18 protein-coding genes are annotated in these 21810 nt (G+C 41.0%); all 18 read left to right on the top strand.

The annotated features are described in order from the left end of the window. Positions 1-18: 18 nt before the first annotated feature. The 18 genes from atpA (at position 19) to G603_RS19645 (ending at position 21805) form a co-directional block, all read left to right on the top strand. Entirely contained in the window at positions 19-1818 is a 1800-nt protein-coding gene (gene atpA / locus G603_RS0107670) for a F0F1 ATP synthase subunit alpha (RefSeq protein WP_026669847.1), read from the top strand. An 11-nt stretch (positions 1819-1829) separates the two neighbouring features. Then, positions 1830-2768, top strand: coding sequence for an ATP synthase F1 subunit gamma (gene atpG / locus G603_RS0107665; RefSeq protein WP_026669846.1), 939 nt, complete (start codon positions 1830-1832; stop codon positions 2766-2768). A 15-nt stretch (positions 2769-2783) separates the two neighbouring features. Beyond that, entirely contained in the window at positions 2784-4187 is a 1404-nt protein-coding gene (gene atpD, locus G603_RS0107660; protein ID WP_026669845.1) for a F0F1 ATP synthase subunit beta, read from the top strand. Positions 4188-4254: 67 nt separating this feature from the next. Next, positions 4255-4674, top strand: coding sequence for an ATP synthase F1 subunit epsilon (atpC, locus tag G603_RS0107655; RefSeq protein ID WP_026494589.1), 420 nt, complete (start codon positions 4255-4257; stop codon positions 4672-4674). 72 nt (positions 4675-4746) lie between these two features. Next, on the top strand, positions 4747-5820 hold the full coding sequence (locus G603_RS0107650; RefSeq protein WP_026669844.1) for an acyltransferase family protein: 1074 nt from the start codon (positions 4747-4749) through the stop codon (positions 5818-5820). 121 nt (positions 5821-5941) lie between these two features. Then, the gene (locus G603_RS0107645; protein WP_026669843.1) at positions 5942-8452 is read left to right on the top strand and encodes a homocysteine S-methyltransferase family protein; all 2511 of its coding nucleotides are present in this window, start codon (positions 5942-5944) and stop codon (positions 8450-8452) included. A gap of 46 nt (positions 8453-8498) precedes the next feature. After that, positions 8499-10133, top strand: coding sequence for a biosynthetic-type acetolactate synthase large subunit (gene ilvB, locus G603_RS0107640; RefSeq protein ID WP_026523623.1), 1635 nt, complete (start codon positions 8499-8501; stop codon positions 10131-10133). A gap of 14 nt (positions 10134-10147) precedes the next feature. After that, positions 10148-10639, top strand: coding sequence for an acetolactate synthase small subunit (gene ilvN / locus G603_RS0107635; RefSeq protein WP_026669842.1), 492 nt, complete (start codon positions 10148-10150; stop codon positions 10637-10639). Positions 10640-10768: 129 nt separating this feature from the next. Further along, positions 10769-11284, top strand: a complete 516-nt coding sequence (gene ilvN, locus G603_RS0107630) for an acetolactate synthase small subunit (protein WP_026523621.1) — start codon at positions 10769-10771, stop codon at positions 11282-11284. Between the two features lie 67 nt (positions 11285-11351). Continuing rightward, complete coding sequence (ilvC, locus tag G603_RS0107625) at positions 11352-12380, top strand: ketol-acid reductoisomerase (protein WP_026669841.1); 1029 nt, start codon at positions 11352-11354, stop codon at positions 12378-12380. An 89-nt stretch (positions 12381-12469) separates the two neighbouring features. Then, complete coding sequence (locus G603_RS0107620; RefSeq protein ID WP_026669840.1) at positions 12470-14899, top strand: YfhO family protein; 2430 nt, start codon at positions 12470-12472, stop codon at positions 14897-14899. A 46-nt stretch (positions 14900-14945) separates the two neighbouring features. Continuing rightward, positions 14946-16211: a 3-isopropylmalate dehydratase large subunit gene (gene leuC, locus G603_RS0107615; protein WP_026669839.1), complete on the top strand. Its 1266-nt coding sequence runs from the start codon at positions 14946-14948 to the stop codon at positions 16209-16211. Between the two features lie 20 nt (positions 16212-16231). After that, on the top strand, positions 16232-16723 hold the full coding sequence (gene leuD / locus G603_RS0107610; protein ID WP_026523617.1) for a 3-isopropylmalate dehydratase small subunit: 492 nt from the start codon (positions 16232-16234) through the stop codon (positions 16721-16723). Then, positions 16710-17711: a glycosyltransferase family 2 protein gene (locus G603_RS0107605; RefSeq protein ID WP_026669838.1), complete on the top strand. Its 1002-nt coding sequence runs from the start codon at positions 16710-16712 to the stop codon at positions 17709-17711. Before leuD ends, G603_RS0107605 begins: the two co-directional genes overlap by 14 nt. 21 nt (positions 17712-17732) lie before the next feature. Further along, a complete protein-coding gene (locus G603_RS0107600) occupies positions 17733-18551 on the top strand; it encodes an Mrp/NBP35 family ATP-binding protein (protein WP_026523615.1) in 819 nt (272 codons plus the stop codon). A 62-nt stretch (positions 18552-18613) separates the two neighbouring features. Next, complete coding sequence (locus G603_RS19650) at positions 18614-20074, top strand: AI-2E family transporter (RefSeq protein ID WP_051207609.1); 1461 nt, start codon at positions 18614-18616, stop codon at positions 20072-20074. A 108-nt stretch (positions 20075-20182) separates the two neighbouring features. Then, positions 20183-21214: a branched-chain amino acid aminotransferase gene (locus tag G603_RS0107590; RefSeq protein ID WP_026523614.1), complete on the top strand. Its 1032-nt coding sequence runs from the start codon at positions 20183-20185 to the stop codon at positions 21212-21214. A gap of 198 nt (positions 21215-21412) precedes the next feature. Further along, the gene (locus G603_RS19645; RefSeq protein ID WP_051207607.1) at positions 21413-21805 is read left to right on the top strand and encodes a NusG domain II-containing protein; all 393 of its coding nucleotides are present in this window, start codon (positions 21413-21415) and stop codon (positions 21803-21805) included. The last annotated feature ends 5 nt before the right edge of the window (positions 21806-21810 follow it).

Below are 21810 nucleotides of genomic sequence, written 5' to 3'. Positions count from 1 at the left end.
AATCAGGGGTTTTAATTTATGTTAAGAGATAACGTAGCAAGACTCAGATATTCATCTGTTGCACCTTCCGAGGGACAGGCGGAGCAGATTAAGGAAGCTCTTGCCAAGAGGTTTGGTAATCCCGACCTGGAGCTTGAAATCGTTCATGATCCAAAGGTTGGCGGCGGTTTCGTAGTTAATTATGGCAACTTCGAGTATGACTGGAGTGACGAAGGCCGTACCAGACAGCTTAAGGAATTAATTGAGCTTACCAAGAAAAGACAGAATGCTAATGCAGAAAATCTTGTTTCTATAATCAGAGACAGGGTTAATAAATTTGACCTTAAAGCAGAGGGTAAGGAAGTCGGCAGAACCATTTGGGTCGGTGACGGAATTGCCAATGTAGTTGGAATAGATCACGCCTTCTATGGCGAGATTGTTCGTTTTGAGGATGGAACAAAGGGAATGGTACAGGATATCAGAGACGATCATATCGGTATCATCCTCTTTGGAAGTGATGAAGGAATAAGACAGGGTACAAGATGTGCCCGTACCTATAAGCAGGCAGGTATTCCTGTAGGTGAAGCCTTTATCGGAAGAGTTATTGATGCTCTTGGTAATCCGGTAGATGGCGGTGAAGAGATAAAGACAGAGGTTTACAGACCTGTTGAAGAACCGGCTCCCGGAATTGTTGAGAGACGTTCAGTTAATGAGCCCTTGGAGACCGGTATTCTTTCTATCGATACCATGTTCCCTATTGGAAGAGGTCAGCGTGAGCTTATCATCGGTGACAGACAGACCGGAAAAACATCTATTGCAATGGATGCCATTCTTAACCAGAAGGGTAAGGATGTTATCTGTGTTTATGTTGCAATCGGTCAGAAGGCAAGTACCATTGCAAAGCTCATAAATACCTTTAAAGAATCCGGTGCTATGGATTATACAATTGTTGTTGCATCTACAGCTTCAGACAGTGCGCCTTTGCAGTATATTGCACCCTATGCAGGAACGGCTATGGCTGAATATTTCATGCTGATGGGCAAAGATGTTCTGATAATCTATGATGATCTGTCAAAACATGCTGTTGCATACAGAGCACTTTCACTTTTGCTTGAGAGATCCCCCGGACGCGAGGCTTATCCCGGAGATGTATTCTATCTGCACTCAAGACTTCTTGAGAGATCAAGTAAGCTTTCAAGCGATCTTGGAGGCGGTTCAATAACAGCGCTTCCTATTATCGAAACCCAGGCGGGAGATGTATCTGCATATATTCCTACCAATGTTATTTCGATTACTGACGGACAGATTTTCCTTGAATCAGATCTGTTTTTTGAGGGTATGAGACCTGCTGTAAACGTAGGACTGTCTGTATCCCGTGTAGGTAGTGCGGCTCAGACCAAGGCCATGAAGAAGGCTTCCGGAAGCATACGTATCGATCTTGCGCAGTACAGAGAGATGGCTGTATTTACTCAGTTTGCATCTGACCTTGATGAGACCACAAAGAGTCAGCTTCGTCATGGCAGCGTACTGATGGAACTGTTAAAACAGCCACTGGGTAAGCCTTATGCAATGTATGAGCAGGTAATTCTGCTTGTTTGTGCAAACGGCGGAAAGCTTGATTTTGTGCCGGTAAATGATGTTAAGGATTATAAGGTCCGTCTCCTTAAGTATTTTGAAGAAAACAGACAGGATATCATTGAAGATATAGTTAAATCCAATGACCTCTCAGATTCTACAAAGAAGGCTATTCTTGAGTCAGCTGATGAGTTTGAGAGAATTAACAATGAACACCTCAAAGAGGAGCTCAAAAAGAAGAGAAAGATATTGAATTTGGATTAAGGTGATTTTTTGTGGCTAACATAAAAGAGATTCGCGATAGAATCAGCAGTATTCGCGACACAATGAAAATTACAAATGCGATGTATATGATCTCCTCCAATAAGCTCCGTAAGGCAAAGAAACAGCTTGCAGATACCGAGCCTTATTTCTATGCGCTTCAGGCTATGATTGCAAGAGTATCAAGGCATATTCCCGATGACGTAGAGGATATTTTCCTTCAGACAGCGGAAGGAATTCCTTTTCATGCAAGAGCGAAGGGATATTTAATTCTTACATCAGATAAAGGGCTTGCCGGAGCCTTTAACCATAATGTGGTTAAGCTGGCAGAGGAGCATATTAGAGAGAGTAACAAACTCGTAAACTATAAGCTCTATGTTGTTGGTGAATTTGGAAGACATTATTTTACAAGTCTCGGCTTCAAGATAGAAGAGAACTTCAGATATACTGCGCAGAACCCTAATCTGGACAGAGCCAGAGATATTTCCGCTACAATACTTGAAGATTACAGAAACGGTGTTTTGGATGAGGTCTATGTAGTCTATACATCCATGAAGAATTCTCTTACGAGCGAGGTTAAGATCGAGAAGATACTTCCCTTGGATATTATCGAGAATGCCAGAAACAGATACAGGATCATTGATGCCTACAATGAGGAATTTATCTTTGATCCAAGCCCTAAGGCCATAATCGATAACATTGTTCCTAACTTCATCACGGGATTTATTTTCGGAACTTTGGTTGAGACCTTCTGTTCTGAACAGAATGCCAGAATGATGGCCATGGATAATGCCAATAAAAATGCTACATCCATGATAGGAGAGCTGGTAAAACAGTATAACAGAAAGAGGCAGGCGGCGATAACCCAGGAGATTACTGAGGTTGTCAGCGGAGCCAAAGCACTTAAGAGAGCTAAAGAAATCAAACAGCGTAAAAATCGCGCTAGTAAATAATAAGAGGATGAGCGAGTGAATAACGAAGGAAAAATCCTGCAGGTTATGGGACCTGTAGTAGATGTCTTATTTGAAAATGGTAATCTTCCATACATAAGTGATGCTCTTAAGGTAATGGTAGGTGAGAAAAAGGGCGTCATGGAGGTTGCTCAGCACGTGGGAGACAATGTTGTAAGATGTATCATGCTTACAGCAAGTGAAGGTCTTGCAAAGGATATGCCTGTTTATCAGACAGGTGGTCCTATCAGTGTTCCTGTTGGAAGGAAGAACCTTGGAAGACTTTTCAATGTGCTTGGCGATACCATTGACGGCGGGGCGAATCTCGATGGCGAAAAGCACTGGTCAATTCACAGAGAGCCTCCAAAGCTTGAAGATATGAGTCCTGTTGCGGAGATTCTTGAAACAGGTATCAAGGTTATCGATCTTCTTGCGCCTTATGCTAAGGGCGGTAAGATCGGTCTTTTCGGTGGCGCCGGTGTAGGTAAGACAGTTCTTATTCAGGAGCTTATTCAGAATATCGCTACAGAGCACGGTGGATACTCCATTTTTACAGGTGTTGGAGAGCGCTCTCGTGAAGGTAATGATCTGTGGACCGAGATGAAGGAGTCAGGTGTTTTAGAGAAAACTGCCCTTGTTTTCGGACAGATGAATGAGCCCCCGGGAGCTCGTATGAGAGTTGCGGAGACCGGTCTTACAATGGCTGAGTATTTCCGTGACAGAGAGCGACAGGATGTGCTTTTGTTCATTGATAATATTTTCAGATTTGTACAGGCAGGTTCAGAGGTTTCATCACTTCTTGGACGTATGCCCTCTGCGGTTGGATATCAGCCCACTCTTGCTACTGACTTAGGTCAGCTTCAGGAGAGAATTGCATCCACCAAGACAGGTTCCGTTACTTCTGTACAGGCTGTTTACGTGCCTGCTGATGACCTTACGGATCCTGCTCCCGCAACCACATTCGCTCACTTGGATGCTACGACGGTTTTATCCCGTAAGATTGTAGAACAGGGTATTTATCCGGCTGTTGATCCTCTTGAATCATCAAGCCGAATTCTTGAAGCTGATGTCGTAGGTGAAGAGCATTACTATGTTGCCACCAAGGTTCAGGAGATGCTTCAGAAATATAAAGAGCTCCAGGATATTATTGCGATTCTTGGTATGGACGAGCTTGGTGAAGATGATAAGCTTACTGTTTACAGAGCACGTAAGATTCAGAGATTTTTATCACAGCCCTTCCATGTAGCTGAGACCTTCACAGGCGTTAAGGGTGTTTATGTTCCTCTTAAAGAGACGATCAGAGGCTTTAAAATGATCATTGATGGTATGATGGATGATTATCCTGAAGCTGCATTTTTCAATGTAGGCACAATCGATGATGTGGTGGAGAAGGCTAAAAAGCTTGAAGGCGGCGAGAATTAAAGAGCTTTCGAATAGTTGCTTTTGAGTGATCGTAACAAAAGCTATTGTTTATTTGAGGTGATAAGTTTTGGAGAGAAAAACCTTTAATCTACAGGTTATGTCCATAAACGGAATATTTTATAATGGCAGAGCAGCCGAGATAATTTTGCCCTGCATTGACGGTGAATATGCCATTCTACCGGAGCATGAGGAGCTTGTGCTTGCTATCTACAACGGCAAGATGACCATAAGAGATGAGATTGGCGATAAGATTGACTGTATCGTTGGTGTGGGCTCAGCTCAGATTGCCAATAACAGAGTTATTGTTATTGTTGATACAGTTGAGAAGCCTGAGGATATCGACAGAAACAGAGCAAGAAGAGCCCTGGAGCGAGCAGAAGAAGAGATGCGACAGAATAATTCCATCAAAGAGTATTACACTGCTCAAGCTGCCATGGCAAGAGCTCTTACAAGACTTAAGCACTCATCTGACTATGGTCTTGACTAAAGTTTGTTTTATATATTGTATTATCTGACATCATATTGGGAGTTTTAAAGTGATATGGTGTCCCGGAGGGGTATGAAAAAAACAGCACATAGTGCTTTACTTGATGAAATTAAGGCGATTGCCTGTATATTTGTTATATTGATTCATTGTAAGTTTCCCGGTATTACAGGAGATTTGTGCGAAGCCCTTGCACGCTTTGCAGTTCCATTCTTCTTTGTGATTTCTGGGAAATATCTTTTAAAGGAATCCTGCATAGAAGTATCTGATATCAGAAAGACTGTTTTTCAGAAAACAAAAAAGCTTCTTGGGGTTCTTTTTCCTGTCTGGAGTTTCTATACGATTTATTCCTTTTGGTATAGCTTAACTGTAGGACATACTGTGTCTGAATGGCTTTCCGATAAGTACAACAGCTTTGAGTTTTCAAGACTGATACTTTTTAATTCCGGTAAGTTTATATACGATTTTACGTATTCATTTGATCACTTATGGTTTATACTGGCACTTATTTATGTGTATTTGCTTGTAATAATATTTGCAAGGTTTGTCAGAAGCTGGGCACCCTTTCTTACGGTATCACTTATGATGCTTCTTTTTGTCCTTGAACTCTTACAGACCTATTATCCCATAAGACCCTTTGATATCAGTATTTCCACCTGGTACGTTGTAAGAAACTGGCTCTTTGTGGGCGTTCCCTTCACAATGCTGGGAGTGTGGTTTAGTGACAAGCTCTCTAAAATGGAGTTCTTCAAGGAAATTACCCCTGGCGTTACTTTATTGGTATTAGGAATAATTTCAACCTTGGCAGAGTACTCAGTTTGGAAGAGTAAGGAAGTCTACTTTGGATCCTTGCTTATAGTTCTGGCGCTTCTTATTTTGGAAAATGCCGGAAGAAACATGGGCAAAAAGAAATTTTTTCACATAAAGGCATTTGAATTTGTGGGAAGAACTATTTCATCACATGTTTATTATATGCATGTTTTTGTAATATCCTTGTTTGGCTGGTTTATAGACAGAATAAATCCTGAGATATATGGGAATGATTCCTTTATGTATGCAAGACCATTTATGGTGATTGTTCTTACGATTGTGCTTTCGCTAACAATTTATAAAATAAAAACTTTGACTAAAAAGGATAAAAATGTATAATTATACAGATGATCGTTTCGATATTCATAAATATACATTCCTTTAAAATTGATAAATTAGTCTATGCTGTATTATAATAGCTCAAAACTTGAAGAAATATACTGAAGAAAGATTACATTATATGAACAGAGAAGAACTGATTAAATTTATAAATGACAAGAAGATTGTTTTCCTTGATGGCGGTACCGGGACTTTTCTTATGAAAAGAGGTCTGCCTGCAGGCGCATGTACAGAGCAGTGGCTTATAGAACACGAAGATGTTATTAAAGAGCTGCAGAGCGCTTATGTTGCTGCAGGATCAGATATTATTTATGCACCGACTTTTACTGGAAACAGAATTAAGCTAAAAAACTTCGGCCTTGAGGATAAGGTCACTGAGATAAATACAGAGCTTGTCAGGATTGCAAAAGAAAGTGCTGCCGGTAAAGCCCTGGTTGCCGGTGATATCACAATGACAGGCAGACAGCTTAAACCTATGGGCGACCTTGATTTTGAAGAGCTTATAGATGTTTACAAAGAGCAGATAAAGGTGCTTGTTGATGCAGGGGTGGATCTTCTGGTTGTTGAGACCATGCTTAGCCTTCAGGAATGCAGAGCAGCCCTGATTGCAGCAAAGGAAGTTTCAGACATAGCTGTAATGGTTACTCTTTCTTTTGAAGCAGATGGAAGAACACTTTTCGGAACAGATGCCAAGACTGCTGCTATAGTTCTTGAATCCATGGGAGCTGCAGCAATCGGAACAAACTGCGGCACAGGACCAGATAAAATAGTAAATATTGTAAAAGAGATTGCTTCAGTTACGTCTATTCCCGTAATCGCAAAGCCCAATGCAGGACTTCCTGTTATGAATCCCGATGGAAGTACAGGCTACGACATGGACTGCGATACCTTTGTAACTGAGATGGAGAATATTCTTAAAGCCGGTGCAACTGTAATTGGTGGATGCTGCGGAACAGATCCTGATTATATTAAGGGAATTCACGATAAATACGCAGGCTTCGAGAGTGATGCTCCAAGGAAGCCTGAAGGAATAAGATACCTTACAAGCGAGAGAGAAACTGTTGCATTTTCTCTTAATGATCCTTTCATGATCGTGGGTGAGAGAATCAATCCTACAGGTAAGAAAAAGCTTCAGGCAGAGCTTCGTGAAGGCAAGCTTGATATGGTCTGCGATTTTGTATCACAGCAAGAGAGCGATGGAGCAGCAATTCTTGATGTTAACGTGGGCATGAGCGGTATCGATGAGAAGCAGATGATGAGTGATGTTCTTGATGAGATAATGCCTCTTACATCACTTCCTCTTTGCATAGATACCAGTGATGAAGCCACCATGGAGATGGCTCTTAGGAAATATCCGGGAAGAGCTCTTATTAACTCTATCTCACTGGAAAAAGATAAGGCAGAAAGATTCCTGCCTCTTGCTAAAAAATACGGAGCTATGTTTATAGCACTTCCCGTTGGACCAAAAGGCCTTCCAAAGGACCTTGCGGAAAAACACAGCTTTATAGATGAGCTTTGTGACAAAGCCTACGCGTTTGGACTTACAAAAGAGGATATTGTTGTTGACGGCCTTGTTGCCACAATCGGTGCAAATCCCGAGGCAGCGCTGGAGACTCTTTCAACTATTGCTTACTGCAAAGAAAAAGGTCTTGCTACTATCTGTGGACTTTCCAATATTTCCTTTGGTCTTCCTCAGAGAGCATTTATAAATACAGCTTTCCTAACAATGGCGATTGCAAACGGTCTTACAATGGCTATCTGTAATCCTTCTCAGGAACTTCTTGTAAACAGTGCTTTTGCATCAGACCTTTTGAGGCATAAGGAAGAAGCCGATATTCGTTATATCGACAGAATGAACCGTTACGATGGTATGAATGTGCAGGTTGCATGCGTACCTAAAGGACAGACTCTTTCCGTAACACCTTCTGTAAAAGATGAAAAAACAGCAGCTTCAAAGGAAGGTACTGAGCTTAAAGAAGTCGATGCCAAAACGGCTTTTTATGAAAAAGTAAAAACAGACGTAATGAAGGGCTCAAAGAAAAACATAGAAAAGGACACCCTTGACGCAATAGATGCTGGATGCGAACCCAAAATACTACTTAATGATGTGCTTATGCCTGCAATTAACGAAGTAGGTGAGCTTTTTGATAAAGGAAAATACTTCCTTCCGCAGCTAATTGCCAGTGCTGAAGCCATGAAGCTCAGTATTGCGAAGCTTGAGCCGCTTCTCAAAGAAGCAGGTGGAGAGGATTCCAAGGATAAGGTCACAATAGTAATAGCCACCGTTCACGGTGATATCCATGACATAGGTAAGAACCTTGTGGCCCTTATGCTTAAGAACCATGGATTTAACGTTATCGATCTTGGAAAGGATGTTCCAAGTGAAAAGATAGTTGATACAGCTATTTCTGAAAATGCAGGAATTATCGCACTTTCAGCTCTAATGACAACGACCATGCAGGAAATGAAAAACGTGGTCAGAATTGCTAAGGAAAAGAACTGCAACGCTAAGATAATCATCGGCGGCGCGGTTGTTACTGAGGATTATGCCTGGGAAATAGGTGCTGACGGATATTCATCCGATGCAGCAAACTGCGTAAGAGTGGTTAAGAACATCATCAGCGCAGTGTAACATTTTCCCTATACGTGATAAAATTTACAAAAATGGAGGCTTAATTATGAACGGAGCACAGGCGATAGTTAAATGTCTCGAAGAAGAAAAAGTAAAGGTTGTTTACGGCTACTCCGGAGTTGCAATAGCTCCTTTTTATGATGCTCTCGGAGAAGTCGATATCAAGCAGGTTCTTGTAAGAACCGAGCAGAATGCCGCTCATTGCGCCAGCGGCTATGCACGAATCAGCAGAAATGTAGGCGTATGTGCTGTAACAAGCGGCCCCGGTGCCACCAACCTTATCACCGGAATCGCTACAGCTTATGCTGACAGTATTCCCCTTGTTTGCATCACAGGTCAGGTTAATTCCGAGCTTATCGGCAGTGATGTTTTCCAGGAGGCTGACATCACAGGCGCAGCAGAATCATTTGTAAAATACAGTTATCTAATCAGGGACGTAAATGATATTCCGAGAGTTTTCAAGGAAGCTTTTCACATTGCAAACACCGGAAGAAGAGGCCCTGTTCTTATTGATATTCCCATGGATATCCAGATGGCAGAGATATCCAAGTTTTCATATCCTGAAAAAGTAAATATGCGTACCTATAAGCCCACAGTTGAGGGTAACGCTGTTCAGATAAAGAAGGTCGTAAAAGAGGTTGCTCAGGCAAAGAGACCTATTATCTGCGTAGGCGGTGGTGTACACCTTTCCGGTGCTGTAGATGAGATAAGGAAATTTTCCAAGGAGAATCAGATTCCTGTTGTATCAACCATGATGGGTATAGGTGTAATGAGTTCTCTTGATCCCATGTATTTTGGAATGGTTGGTAATAACGGAAGACCTTATGCCAACAGGGCTCTTAATGAATCTGACCTTCTGTTGATGGTTGGTGCCCGCGTAGCAGACAGAGCTGTGAACAGACCTGATCTTATAACTGAGAATAAGGTTCTTATTCATATCGATGTAGATCCTGCAGAAATCGGTAAAAACGTAGGCCCTACCATACCTCTTGTAGGTGATATAAAGCATATTTTCAAGAAAATAAATGAATTTGAGGATAAAGAGGATCTGATCCATAAGAGACAGGACTGGATCGATACTTTGAATGAGTACAGACTCACCATGGTTGAGAAAAGACCTGAAATCGACACCTCAAAATTCGTTGACCCCATGCAGTTCCTTAATAAGCTTTCCATAAGACTTCCTGAGGATGCCATTTATGTAGCTGACGTAGGACAGAATCAGATTTGGTCCTGCAGATGGCACCTTGTAAAGAAAGGCAGATTCCTTACATCAGGCGGTATGGGAACCATGGGCTATTCGATACCTGCTGCCTTTGGCGCAAAGGAAGCTGATCCTAATAAGACAGTTGTTGCTGTTATGGGTGAGGGAGGTTTCCAGATGTCAATGATGGAGCTTTCCACTTTGAAGCAGTATGGAAATAACGTAAAGATCATTATTTTCAGAAATAATTTCCTTGGAATGGTTCGTGAGTATCAGCATTATAAGCTGGATGACAGATACAATATGGTTATTCTGGACGAATCTCCAAAGCTTGATAAGATCGCTGAAGCCTACGATATGAACTACATGAAAGCAAGTAATCAGGAAGAGGCTGAAGAACTTATAGAAGCACTTTTAAAGGATGATGCACCTGTAATTGCAGAAATCGTTGTTGATCCTTATGACCTGGCTAAGTAAAGGGGTGGTAGATTATGAAAAGAATTTATTCTGTACTTGTAGAAAACCATGCCGGCGTTCTTTGTAAGGTAGCGGGATTGTTTTCAAGAAGAAATTTCAATATTGATTCTCTGGTTGTGGGCGAGACCAATTCAAGGGATGTGTCCTGCATGACAATTGTATCAAGCGGCGACGAGCGAACTATCGAGCAGATAGAAAAACAGCTCAACAAAAAGCTTGATGTCATCAAGGTAAAGACCTTTAAGGAGAGCATGAGTATATGCAGAGAGCTCACTCTTATTAAGGTGCGCTACAACAGAGAAAACCGCAGAGATATTATGGAAAACTGCGACATAATGAAGGCTCAGATCGTGGATATGAGTAAGAATCTTATGATGATTCAGATATGCGACACCCCTGAGAGGGTTGAGCTTTTCATAGAAATGCTTCGCACAGTATCCATTGTTGAGATAGCAAGAACAGGTACTGTAGCCCTTACAAAATGCGGTGAAAATGATAAAAACTGAACTTTGTTTAAAATATACAATAATTTAAAGCGTTAAAGCTTTAAATTATAAAAGTATTTCATTGACTTATGCATTAAAAACGCATAAAATTTATTGATATAAGTTTAAACGGCAGTTCATTGGAGGAGTATGAAGAAAAAAGTATTTCAGCTGCTGGTAGATAATACATCAGGCGTTTTGACCAGGATTTCAGGTCTTTTCGCACGCCGCGGTTATAATATCGAAAGTATTACAGCCGGTACTACCACAGATCCAAACTATACCAGAATAACCATCGTAGCATCAGGTGATGATGTGATCTTAGATCAGATTGAGAAACAGCTCAGCAAGCTCATCGACGTAAGAGATATTCACGAGCTTGAGCCGGAAGAAAGTGTATACAGAGAGCTTTCTCTTATCAAGGTCAGAGCCGGTGAGAAAGAGCGCGAGAGTATCATGACAATCGCCAATATTTTCAGAGCTAATATCATCGATGTTACACCTGAGTCTCTTATAATCGAGATCACAGGTAACCAGTCTAAGGTAGACGCACTTCTTAAGATGCTTGAAGGCAAAGAGATCTTAGAGCTCGCAAGAACAGGTATCGCCGGTCTTACAAGAGGCGTTGATAAAGTAGTTTCTGTTAAGGAACTGGAAGAAAAATAAGGTTTACTACGAAATATTATTTATTTCGCTGTATATATAAAATTTAAATTTACGGAGGTAAGGAAACATGTCACAGGAAGCACGCATTTTCTATCAGGAGGATTGCAACTTATCACTCTTAGAGGGTAAGACCATTGCAATTATCGGATATGGTTCACAGGGTCACGCACACGCATTGAACCTTAAGGAGTCAGGCTGCAACGTCATTATCGGTCTCTATGAAGGCTCTAAGAGTAAAGCAAAAGCTGAGGCACAGGGACTTAAGGTTTATCCCACAGCTGAAGCTGCAAAGATGGCTGATGTGATTATGATCCTTATCAACGATGAGAAGCAGGCTAAGATGTATAAGGAAGATATCGAGCCCAACCTTGAAGCAGGCAACATGCTTATGTTCGCACACGGCTTCAATATTCACTTTGGTCTCATTCAGCCCCCCAAGGATGTTGATGTTACAATGATCGCTCCTAAGGCTCCCGGCCACACTGTAAGAAGTGAGTATCAGGCAGGTAAGGGAACACCTTGTCTTGTAGCTGTACATCAGGATGCTACAGGTAAGGCTCTTGATAAGGCTCTGGCTTATGGCGCTGGTATCGGCGGTGCAAGAGCAGGTATCCTTGAGACCACATTCAGAACAGAGACAGAGACAGACCTCTTCGGTGAGCAGGCAGTTCTTTGCGGCGGTGTTTGCGCACTTATGCAGGCTGGTTTTGAGACTCTTGTTGAGGCTGGTTATGATCCGAGAAACGCATACTTCGAGTGTGTACACGAGATGAAGCTCATCGTAGATCTTATCTATCAGTCAGGTTTTGCAGGAATGAGATATTCAATCTCTAACACAGCTGAGTATGGCGATTATGTAACAGGTCCCAAGATCGTTACTGAGGATACAAAGAAGGCAATGAAGAAGATCCTTTCAGATATCCAGGATGGTACATTTGCTAAGGAATTCCTTCTTGATATGTCTGATGCAGGCGGTCAGGTACATTTCAATGCAATGAGAAAGCTTGCAGCTGAGCATCCCGCTGAGCAGATCGGTAAGGAGATCAGAAAGCTTTACAGCTGGAACAACGAGAACGACAAGCTTATAAACAACTAATTTTAAAAGCGTAAGGGCTGCCGCTAAGCGGCAGCCTTTTTCATCAGAGATAAAATCCTATCTTATAATTTATTTGGAGTGTTTTAGTAATGGAGTATTACAGAACAAGGCCCACACATATTCGTATAATTCAGATTATGGTGCTGTCGTTTGTAATGTATATGGTGGCTGCCTTGCCATTTTTTATCACCAGAGGGATGCCATTTTTCTATTACGGTGATTACAATGTGCAGCAGATTCCTTTTTATATGCAGGCTCACAGAGCTATTAGGAACGGAGAGCTGTTTCTAAACTGGAATGTTGATCTTGGAACCACAATGATGACTTCCTTCTCTTTTTATCTATTGGGAAGTCCGTTTTTCTGGCTGACAATTCCATTTCCTGAATCGGCTATTCCATATATGATGCCATATCTAATGGCATTAAAATATGCAATCTGTGCAGGGACCGCTTATTTCTATATAAGAAAGCATGTTATCAGAGACGAATCCGCAATTATCGGAGCTTTGCTATATGCATTTTCAGGTTTTAATGCATGTAACATTGTGTTTAACCATTTTACGGATGTTGTGGCGTTCTTCCCTTTGTTTCTGTATACCTTTGATGAACTTATGGAAATAGACCATCATCAGGATCATTGGTTTTATATACCCGCAGGAAAAAAGCTTGTGGCTTTTTCACTTATGACGCTACTTATGGCTGTCATAAATTACTATTTCTTCTTCGGACAGGTTGTATTTCTGCTTATTTATTTTGTGGTGAGATTCGTTCCGGGGAACAGACCAAAGCAGATTTTCAGAATGTTTTTAAGGGCACTCTTTGGCGGAACGCTTGGATGCCTGATTGGAGGCTTTTATCTGCTTCAGGCATTTTATGGAATTACAGGAAATGACAGATTATCGGAGCTGATGATCGGTTATGACGCCGTTGCTTATCCAAGCATGAAGATGCTTTGGGACATAGTTAAAAGCATGGTAATGATTCCTGATATTATCGGTAAGGGCACTGTTTTCTACACGGGAGAAGTTAGAGTAGCTTCCCTTGCAGCCTATCTGCCGGTGTTTGGAATAGCAGGAGTTGTGGCATATTTTATATCACATAAATTTAAGAAGGATGAGTATAAAAGACTGCTTTTGGTATGTCTTATCTTTTCATTTATACCGATACTGAATGCCAGCTTTTCAATGTTTAACGCCACTTATTATTTCAGATGGTTCTATATGCCCATTCTTTTCATGGCTATGGTAACTGCCAAAATGATAGAGAGGGGCAGATCCATTCACCTGAAAAAGGGCGTGCTTATCACTAACTTCGTATACATAGTAATTTTGCTTATATCAATTTTCCCCAGCTATGATAAAAATGGGGACATTGTATTTAATAAGCTCATAGAGAATACGAAGATCTATGAAAAGCAGGTGGTTGGAACCGCAGTAATGATGGTGCTTTTGGTAATCACTGTTTTTGCATTTCCAAAGTGCCTTAGGAAAATCGGTAAAAAGACTCTTAAAAAGCCCATAATGAGGCTTAATGTTCTTTTTGTACTTACTATTTTTGGAAGCGTACTTACTCTTTTACTTATGCTGAAGGCGGGAAGCGATCTTATCACAGATTACGGTAAAGAGCAGTGGGAGATTCAGATGCTTAAGACATCTCCTAAGCTTGAAGGAGATGAGTTCTACAGAATTGAGACAGATGATACCGCTACCAATTATGAGTTTGTATGGGGAAAGTCTTCACTTCATAGTTTTATAAGTACCATACCGGGTGAGACCTTTGACTTCCTTGAAAAAACAGGCGGTATAAATAGATCAGTTGAGACCAAGATACCTGCTGAGAAGGTTGGACTTAGAGCAATTTTGTCTCAGAAATATTATCTTGAGAACTCTATAATTAATAAGGACGGTATATTCAATAATGGTGATGGCATAGAGGAATTCATAAATGTCGATTCCCAGAACGGTATAGATATTTACTACAACGAAAACTATATACCCATGGGAATTGCCTATGATTACTATATTGCTGAATCCGATTATGAAGAGATGCTTAATGATGGCATAAGAGATAAGGTCCTTAGCGCAGGCGTAATTGTAAGTGATGATGACGCTGATCAGCTTGAGGGTGAATTAGAAGAACTTCCCGAAGCTTACTACCAGGCAGAGATCCCTATTGAGTTTTTCAATATGAACTGTGAGGAGAAGCGTGAAACCGCCTGTGTTTCATTTAAGCCTGATACCCATGGTTTTAGTGCAACAACAGCTAATCTTGATAAGACGAAGCTTATTTTCTTCTCTGTACCTAATATGGATAACTTCACCATGACAGTGGATGGAGCAGAGGCTGAGATCATAAACGCAGATTATGGAATGATGGCTGTTAAGGTATCTGCGGGAGTACATGAAATAAGAGCTGACTATACTCCTAAGGGATATGGTCAGGGCATTATATTAACTATTATTGGAATTGCTGTTTTATCGGCATATTTAGTGTTTGTTCGTTTTTACAAACAGCGTTAAAAATGGTAAATTATTAGTTGGGAAAAATATAAGGAGCGTGGAATTTATGAGCAAGATGACAATGAGCCAGAAAATTCTGGCAGCACATGCACACCTTGATGAAGTTAAGGCCGGCCAGCTTATTGAGGCAGATCTTGACCTTGTTCTTGGTAATGACATCACAAGTCCCGTCGCTATCGGGGAGATGGAAAAGTTTAACACTAAGGGCGTTTTCGATAAAGATAAGATCGCGCTCGTCCCGGATCATTTCGTTCCAAATAAGGACATCAAGTCAGCGCAGAACTGCAAATGCGTTCGCGAATTCGCAAAGAAAAATGATATCACCAATTATTTTGAAGTAGGACAGATGGGTATCGAGCATGCACTTCTTCCTGAAAAAGGTTTGACCGTTGCAGGCGACCTTATAATCGGAGCTGATTCACATACCTGTACTTATGGAGCACTTGGTGCATTTAGTACCGGCGTTGGTTCCACAGATATGGCAGCCGGCATGGCAACAGGAAAAGCATGGTTCAAGGTTCCTTCAGCCATCAAATTCAACCTTACAGGTAAGCTTTCTGAGAATGTAAGCGGTAAGGATGTAATTCTTCACATCATCGGTAAAATAGGTGTTGACGGCGCTTTATATAAATCCATGGAGTTTACAGGTGAAGGAGTGGCTTCACTTTCAATGGATGACAGATTCACTATCGCTAACATGGCTATCGAAGCAGGTGGAAAGAACGGTATTTTCCCTGTAGATGAGAAGACTCTTGAATATCTTAAGGAGCATGCTCCGGGTAAAGAGATCAAGGTTTACGAAGCTGATGCGGATGCTGAATATGATGAGGTTTATGACATTGACCTTTCATCACTTAAGCCCACAGTAGCATTCCCTCATCTTCCTGAGAATACTCATACCTTTGATGAGAATTTTGATATTAAGATTGACCAGGTTGTAATAGGTTCCTGCACAAACGGACGTATTAATGACATGAGAATCGCCGCAGATATCTTAAAGGGCAGAAAGGTTGCTGACGGAGTAAGATGTATTGTTATCCCTGCTACTCAGTCAATTTATCTGCAGGCTATGGAAGAGGGACTTATCAGAACCTTCATCGAAGCAGGCGCAGTTGTTTCTACACCTACATGCGGCCCTTGTCTTGGTGGATACATGGGAATTCTTGCATCAGGAGAGAGATGTGTATCAACCACAAACCGTAACTTTGTAGGTCGTATGGGCGCTACCGATTCCGAGATTTATCTTGCATCTCCTGCAGTAGCAGCTGCAAGTGCAATAACCGGCAAACTTTCACAGCCTTCTGAGCTGTAAGAATATGAGAGGATATAGACATGAAGGAAGCTAAGGGACGAGTATTTAAATTCGGCGACAATGTAGATACAGATGTAATCATTCCTGCAAGATATCTTAATACCACAGATCACAAGGAGCTTGCCGCTCACTGCATGGAAGATATCGATAAGGATTTTATAAAGAATGTAAAGGAAGGCGATATCATCGTTGCAAACAAGAACTTTGGATGCGGATCATCCAGAGAGCATGCACCGATCGCAATTAAAGCCGCAGGAGTTTCCTGCGTTATTGCTGAGACCTTTGCAAGAATTTTCTATCGCAACAGTATTAATATTGGTTTACCCATAGTTGAGTGTGAAGAAGCTGCTAAGGAAATTGCTGATGGAGATGTAGTAAGCATCAACTTTGATACAGGCGTTATCACTGACGAGACCACCGGCAAGACCTATCAGGGTCAGGCATTTCCTCCTTTTATGCAGAAAATAATAGACAGTGAAGGACTGGTAAATTATATCAATGCAAACAACTAACAGACTTTTCATGGTAATCCCCTGCTATAACGAGCAGGAGGTATTACCTGAGACTTCAAAAAGGCTTCTTGCAAAATACAATGATCTGATCGGCAAGGGAGTTATTACTTCCGACAGCCGAATTGTTTTTGTAAATGACGGATCAAAGGATAATACCTGGGAGATCATTGAGAAGCTTCATAATGAGAATCCTATTTTTCAGGGTATCAAGCTTTCCAGAAACAGGGGACATCAGAATGCGCTTCTTTCAGGTCTAATGACTGTGAAGGATATCTGTGATGTCTCTATTTCCATGGATGCGGATCTTCAGGATGACATTAATGCAATTGATGAGATGCTGGAGAAATTTAACGAAGGCAAGGATATTGTATTTGGCGTAAGAAGCAGACGCAATACGGATACATTTTTCAAACGCTTTACTGCGGAAGGCTATTATAAGTTAATGAACAGGATGGGAGCAGACATTGTCTTTAACCATGCTGATTTTAGACTTATGAGCAGCAAAGCTCTTAATATGCTTGCGGAATTTGGAGAAGTAAATCTTTTCCTTAGAGGAATAGTTCCCATGATCGGTCTTGATACCGATATTGTGTACTATGAGCGTTCCGAGAGATTTGCAGGAGAGAGTAAATATCCACTTTTCAAAATGCTTTCATTTGCATTTGAGGGAATTACATCTCTTAGTACCAAACCCATAAGATTTATTGCTGAGCTTGGTGTTTTCATTTTTATAGTAAGTATTGTTGTACTTATATATAGTCTTGTTAGACATTTTACAGGACATACTATTCCCGGATGGACCACAACGGTTCTTTCTGTTTGGGCCATCGGCGGACTTACAATGATTTCCCTTGGCGTAATAGGTGAATACATTGGCAAAATCTATCTGGAGACCAAAAACAGGCCCAGATATATCATCGGCAAATATCTTTGCGATGAATCGGATAAGGAGACTATTTCCTTAACTGATGTAAAATTTGAGAAATAAAGAATTGGAGATTTTTTAGAAATGGCAGAAGAAAAGAAGAAAAAAACACCCGAGGACTTTAAGCGTGAGAGCATGGAGAGCTTCCGTGTAAAGACCGCTGAGGGGACAAATATAAAGAAGATCATTGGCGTAGTCAGTGGTAAGGGCGGCGTTGGTAAGAGCCTTGTTACAGGACTTTGCGCCTGCGCTATGAACAGAAAGGGATACAAGACAGGTGTACTTGATGCTGATATCACAGGCCCTTCAATTCCTAAGATGTTCGGTGCTGATCCCCTTAGATATGCTGACGAAAACGGTAATATGATTCCTGCTGTATCAGATAAGGGAATTAAGCTTATATCAGTTAATCTTCTTATGGAGAATGACACAGATCCGGTTATCTGGAGAGGTCCTGTAATTGCTGGTGTTGTAAAACAGTTTTACGGTGAGACCAACTGGGGCGATATTGATTATATGTTTGTTGATATGCCTCCCGGAACAGGTGATGTTCCCCTTACTGTTTTCCAGTCACTTCCTGTTGATGGAATTATTGTGGTTTCAACACCTCAGGAGCTTGTTTCAATGATCGTTGAGAAGGCAGTAAACATGGCAGGTCTTATGAATGTGCCCATCATAGGTCTTGTTGAGAACATGAGCTATATGAACTGTCCTCACTGCAACAAGCCTATTTATGTATTTGGAGAGAGCAAGCTTGATTCCTACGCTGCAAGTAAAGGAATGGACGTTCTTGCCAAAATACCCCTTGATCCTGAATTTTCCAAGAAGTGTGATGCAGGCAAAATCGAGGAGTATGAACCTGATTTCCTTGATAGTCTTGTTTACAGACTTGAGAATATCTAAATCCAGTAAGTATTAAAACATTTAAGCACTACTATATATGAAAATGTTTTGGGGGTACTTCCATGAAGTGGAAACCGGGGAAAAAACAGGTCAGCATAATGCTGTCCGTAATCATATGTGCCATAGTAATTATTCTTTTTTACTATGTTCTTTTTAATGGCAGCAAGATAGCAGGGGCCATAAGCTCGCTTATTTCCATTCTTGCGCCGGTCATCACAGGATGCGTAATAGCTTATATCCTTACACCTGTTCTCAATTTTATTGAGTCCAGGTGGCTGTATCCTGTTCATAAAATGAGGGGAATCGACCTCAAAAAACCTGAACACAGAAAGAAGCGCAAGAATATCAGGAAGATCAGTGTTTTACTGACAATGGGCTTTGCTGCATTTATTCTCTATGCAATGCTGATGGTGCTGATACCTCAGCTTGTCAGAAGTATAAATGAGATCATCAGGAATTTCCCTTACTACATTACCAATTTGCAAAAATATGTAGATAAATATTTAAATGATAATCCAAGGGTCAGATCCACTGTTGATAATCTGATCCAGACCTACTCATCAACTGTGATGGAGATGTTTAAATCCAAGGTAATACCCAACATTTCCACAGTAATTTCAACTGTATCAAAGAGTATGATGAGCGCAATACAGATTTTCCTTTATCTGGTGGTAGGAGTAATTGTTGCTATCTATGTTCTTAACTCGAAAGAGCTTTTCATGGGACAGGCCAAGAAGCTTTGCTATGCATTTATGAAAAAGGAAAGTGCCAACGAAGTTATCGGTGCATTCAGATATGCCCACTATACATTTACCGGTTTTGTAATCGGTAAGCTGGTGGATTCATTGATTATCGGAATTATCACATTTATTTTCTGTGAGATTTTAAAGATTCCATATGCGGTACTTTTGTCATTCGTAGTAGGCCTGACCAATATTATTCCTTTCTTTGGACCTTATATCGGAGCATTCTTTGGAGCGATACTTCTGATAATGATCAATCCTTTGAAGGCCTTGGTTTTCCTGCTTCTTATAATGATAATCCAGCAGTTTGACGGCAATATCCTTGGACCGATTATCCTTGGTAACTCAACGGGACTTTCAAGCTTTTGGGTAATATTTGCAATACTTGTATTTGGCGGAGTTTTTGGACCTATCGGATGGCTTATCGGTGTGCCTACTTTTGCATGCATTTATACTTTCATAGGTTATGTTGCAAGAAAGCGGCTTAAAGAAAAGAAGCTCCCGAGGGATACTTCATCCTACATCGATGCTGCCTATATCGATGATGACGGCATTACCAATATCGAAGATGCCGATAACAGCAAGTATTACGTCCATAACGAGTCATCAAGCCTTAGAAGAATGTTTAAATTCTATAAAAAGGGTAAGAGCTATATCGAAACCGTGGTTCCCATGGCATCTGCAAAGGATGAGACTGAAGATATTAATGGCTCTGCGGAAGATGATGTTAAAAAAGATCAAGAATCAAAACTTGATAATGAGGATAATATTGAATCTTGACACTGTTTTTTCAAGTTTTATAATTGATAATATTTAATGAACGATATTCAAATGCTTTAGTACTGATTAAGCAAATAAAATCTTTTTATATAGGGAGGAGCAGATATTATGAGTAAAAAAGATTTAGATTGGTCTGGTATTGGGTTTAACTATCACAAGACAGATTATCGCTATGTTTCCAACTTTAAGGATGGAAAATGGGATGATGGCATTATTACAGAGGATGCAAGAGTAGTCCTCAGCGAAGATTCAGGTGTTCTTCATTATGCTCAGGAAGTTTTTGAAGGACTTAAGGCATATGAGACAGAGGATGGTCATATCGTTTGCTTCAGACCTGACTTAAATGCAACCAGAATGGTAGATTCAGCTAAGCGTCTTGAGATGCCTGCATTCCCTGAAGACAGATTTATCAAGGCTGTTGAAGAGGTTGTTAAGGCAAATGAAGACTGGGTACCGCCTTTTGGAAGTGGCGCAACACTCTATATCAGACCTGTTATGTTTGCTACAGGCAATGTAATCGGTGTTAAGCCTGCAGATGAGTATCAGTTCAGAATTTTCGTAACACCTGTTGGACCTTACTTCAAGGGTGGCGCTAAGCCCATCGTTGTAAAGATAAGTGATTTTGACAGAGCAGCACCGCATGGAACTGGTAACATCAAGGCCGGTCTTAACTACGCAATGAGCCTTCATGCCATTGTTACAGCTCATGAAGAGGGATTTGCTGAGAACGTATATCTCGATGCTGAGAGCAGAACCTATATCGAGGAGACAGGCGGAGCAAACATCATATTCGTAGATGCTGATGGAAACTTAGTTGTTCCTAAGTCACACACCAATTCAATTCTTCCTTCCATCACAAGAAGATCCATTGTTCAGGTTGCTAAGGATTATCTTGGACTTAAGGTTGATGAGAGACCTGTAAGACTTGACGAAGTATCAAACTTCAAGGAAATGGGACTTTGCGGAACAGCCGCAGTTATCAGCCCTGTTGGCAAGATCAACGACCACGGCAAGGAGATCTGCTTCGAATCCGGTATGGAAGAGATGGGACCTGTTATCAAGAAGCTTTATGACACTCTTACAGGCATCCAGATGGGCGAGATTGAAGCTCCCGAAGGTTGGGTTCACGTTATTAAATAATTTGTAGGATTATATTTTTGAATGTATAGACCACAGCTAATTTCGTATTTATTCTTAAATAATTATTCGAAATAGGCTGTGGTCATATTAGTTTATGGAGTATAATCAAAACTGCATTTAATAACCAGCAAAGGTGCGGGTTATTAGATAATTGATATTAAAAGAGGTGCATTATTCGCTTGTCTAAAGTGAATATACATGATTATGGGCGGAGAAAATCAAAAGAAAAACACATACATTTTGCTTCTTGCTGTCTGCATTGTGGCTGTCTGCATCTTTGTAGCAAACAAAGCTTTAGCCAAAACCGGCGACTACGCAGAAGTATCAATAGACGGAGAGACAGTTTATGAACTACCTCTGTCTGAGAATACCGAACTACTTATTACAGGTACTGACGGCGGCACCAACAAACTCATCATCAATAATGGTGTATGCTATGTAACCGAAGCCGATTGCCCGGACAAGCTCTGCATTAAGCAAGGCAAAATCAGCCACAACGGCGAATCCATCATCTGCCTCCCCCACAAATTGGTAATAACCATACGAGGCACCTCCAACAATACCAACCCTATCGACGTCATTACCAACTAATAATT

The organism is Butyrivibrio sp. AE3006, from assembly GCF_000424165.1.
Taxonomy (GTDB): Bacteria; Bacillota; Clostridia; order Lachnospirales; family Lachnospiraceae; genus Butyrivibrio.
Note: the sequence above shows the minus strand (reverse complement) of the source record. Positions and strands in the feature narration are given on the sequence as shown.

Excerpts from the sequence above, each read along its gene's own strand:
- atpA (WP_026669847.1), top strand. The coding sequence starts at position 19 with ATGTTAAGAGATAACGTAGCAAGACTCAGATATTCATCTGTTGCACCT.
- G603_RS0107650 (WP_026669844.1), top strand. The coding sequence starts at position 4,747 with ATGAAAAAAACAGCACATAGTGCTTTACTTGATGAAATTAAGGCGATT.
- G603_RS0107645 (WP_026669843.1), top strand. The coding sequence starts at position 5,942 with ATGAACAGAGAAGAACTGATTAAATTTATAAATGACAAGAAGATTGTT.
- ilvB (WP_026523623.1), top strand. The coding sequence starts at position 8,499 with ATGAACGGAGCACAGGCGATAGTTAAATGTCTCGAAGAAGAAAAAGTA.
- ilvN (WP_026669842.1), top strand. The coding sequence starts at position 10,148 with ATGAAAAGAATTTATTCTGTACTTGTAGAAAACCATGCCGGCGTTCTT.
- ilvN (WP_026523621.1), top strand. The coding sequence starts at position 10,769 with ATGAAGAAAAAAGTATTTCAGCTGCTGGTAGATAATACATCAGGCGTT.
- ilvC (WP_026669841.1), top strand. The coding sequence starts at position 11,352 with ATGTCACAGGAAGCACGCATTTTCTATCAGGAGGATTGCAACTTATCA.
- G603_RS0107620 (WP_026669840.1), top strand. The coding sequence starts at position 12,470 with ATGGAGTATTACAGAACAAGGCCCACACATATTCGTATAATTCAGATT.
- leuC (WP_026669839.1), top strand. The coding sequence starts at position 14,946 with ATGAGCAAGATGACAATGAGCCAGAAAATTCTGGCAGCACATGCACAC.
- leuD (WP_026523617.1), top strand. The coding sequence starts at position 16,232 with ATGAAGGAAGCTAAGGGACGAGTATTTAAATTCGGCGACAATGTAGAT.
- G603_RS0107605 (WP_026669838.1), top strand. The coding sequence starts at position 16,710 with ATGCAAACAACTAACAGACTTTTCATGGTAATCCCCTGCTATAACGAG.
- G603_RS0107600 (WP_026523615.1), top strand. The coding sequence starts at position 17,733 with ATGGCAGAAGAAAAGAAGAAAAAAACACCCGAGGACTTTAAGCGTGAG.
- G603_RS19650 (WP_051207609.1), top strand. The coding sequence starts at position 18,614 with ATGAAGTGGAAACCGGGGAAAAAACAGGTCAGCATAATGCTGTCCGTA.
- G603_RS0107590 (WP_026523614.1), top strand. The coding sequence starts at position 20,183 with ATGAGTAAAAAAGATTTAGATTGGTCTGGTATTGGGTTTAACTATCAC.
- G603_RS19645 (WP_051207607.1), top strand. The coding sequence starts at position 21,413 with ATGATTATGGGCGGAGAAAATCAAAAGAAAAACACATACATTTTGCTT.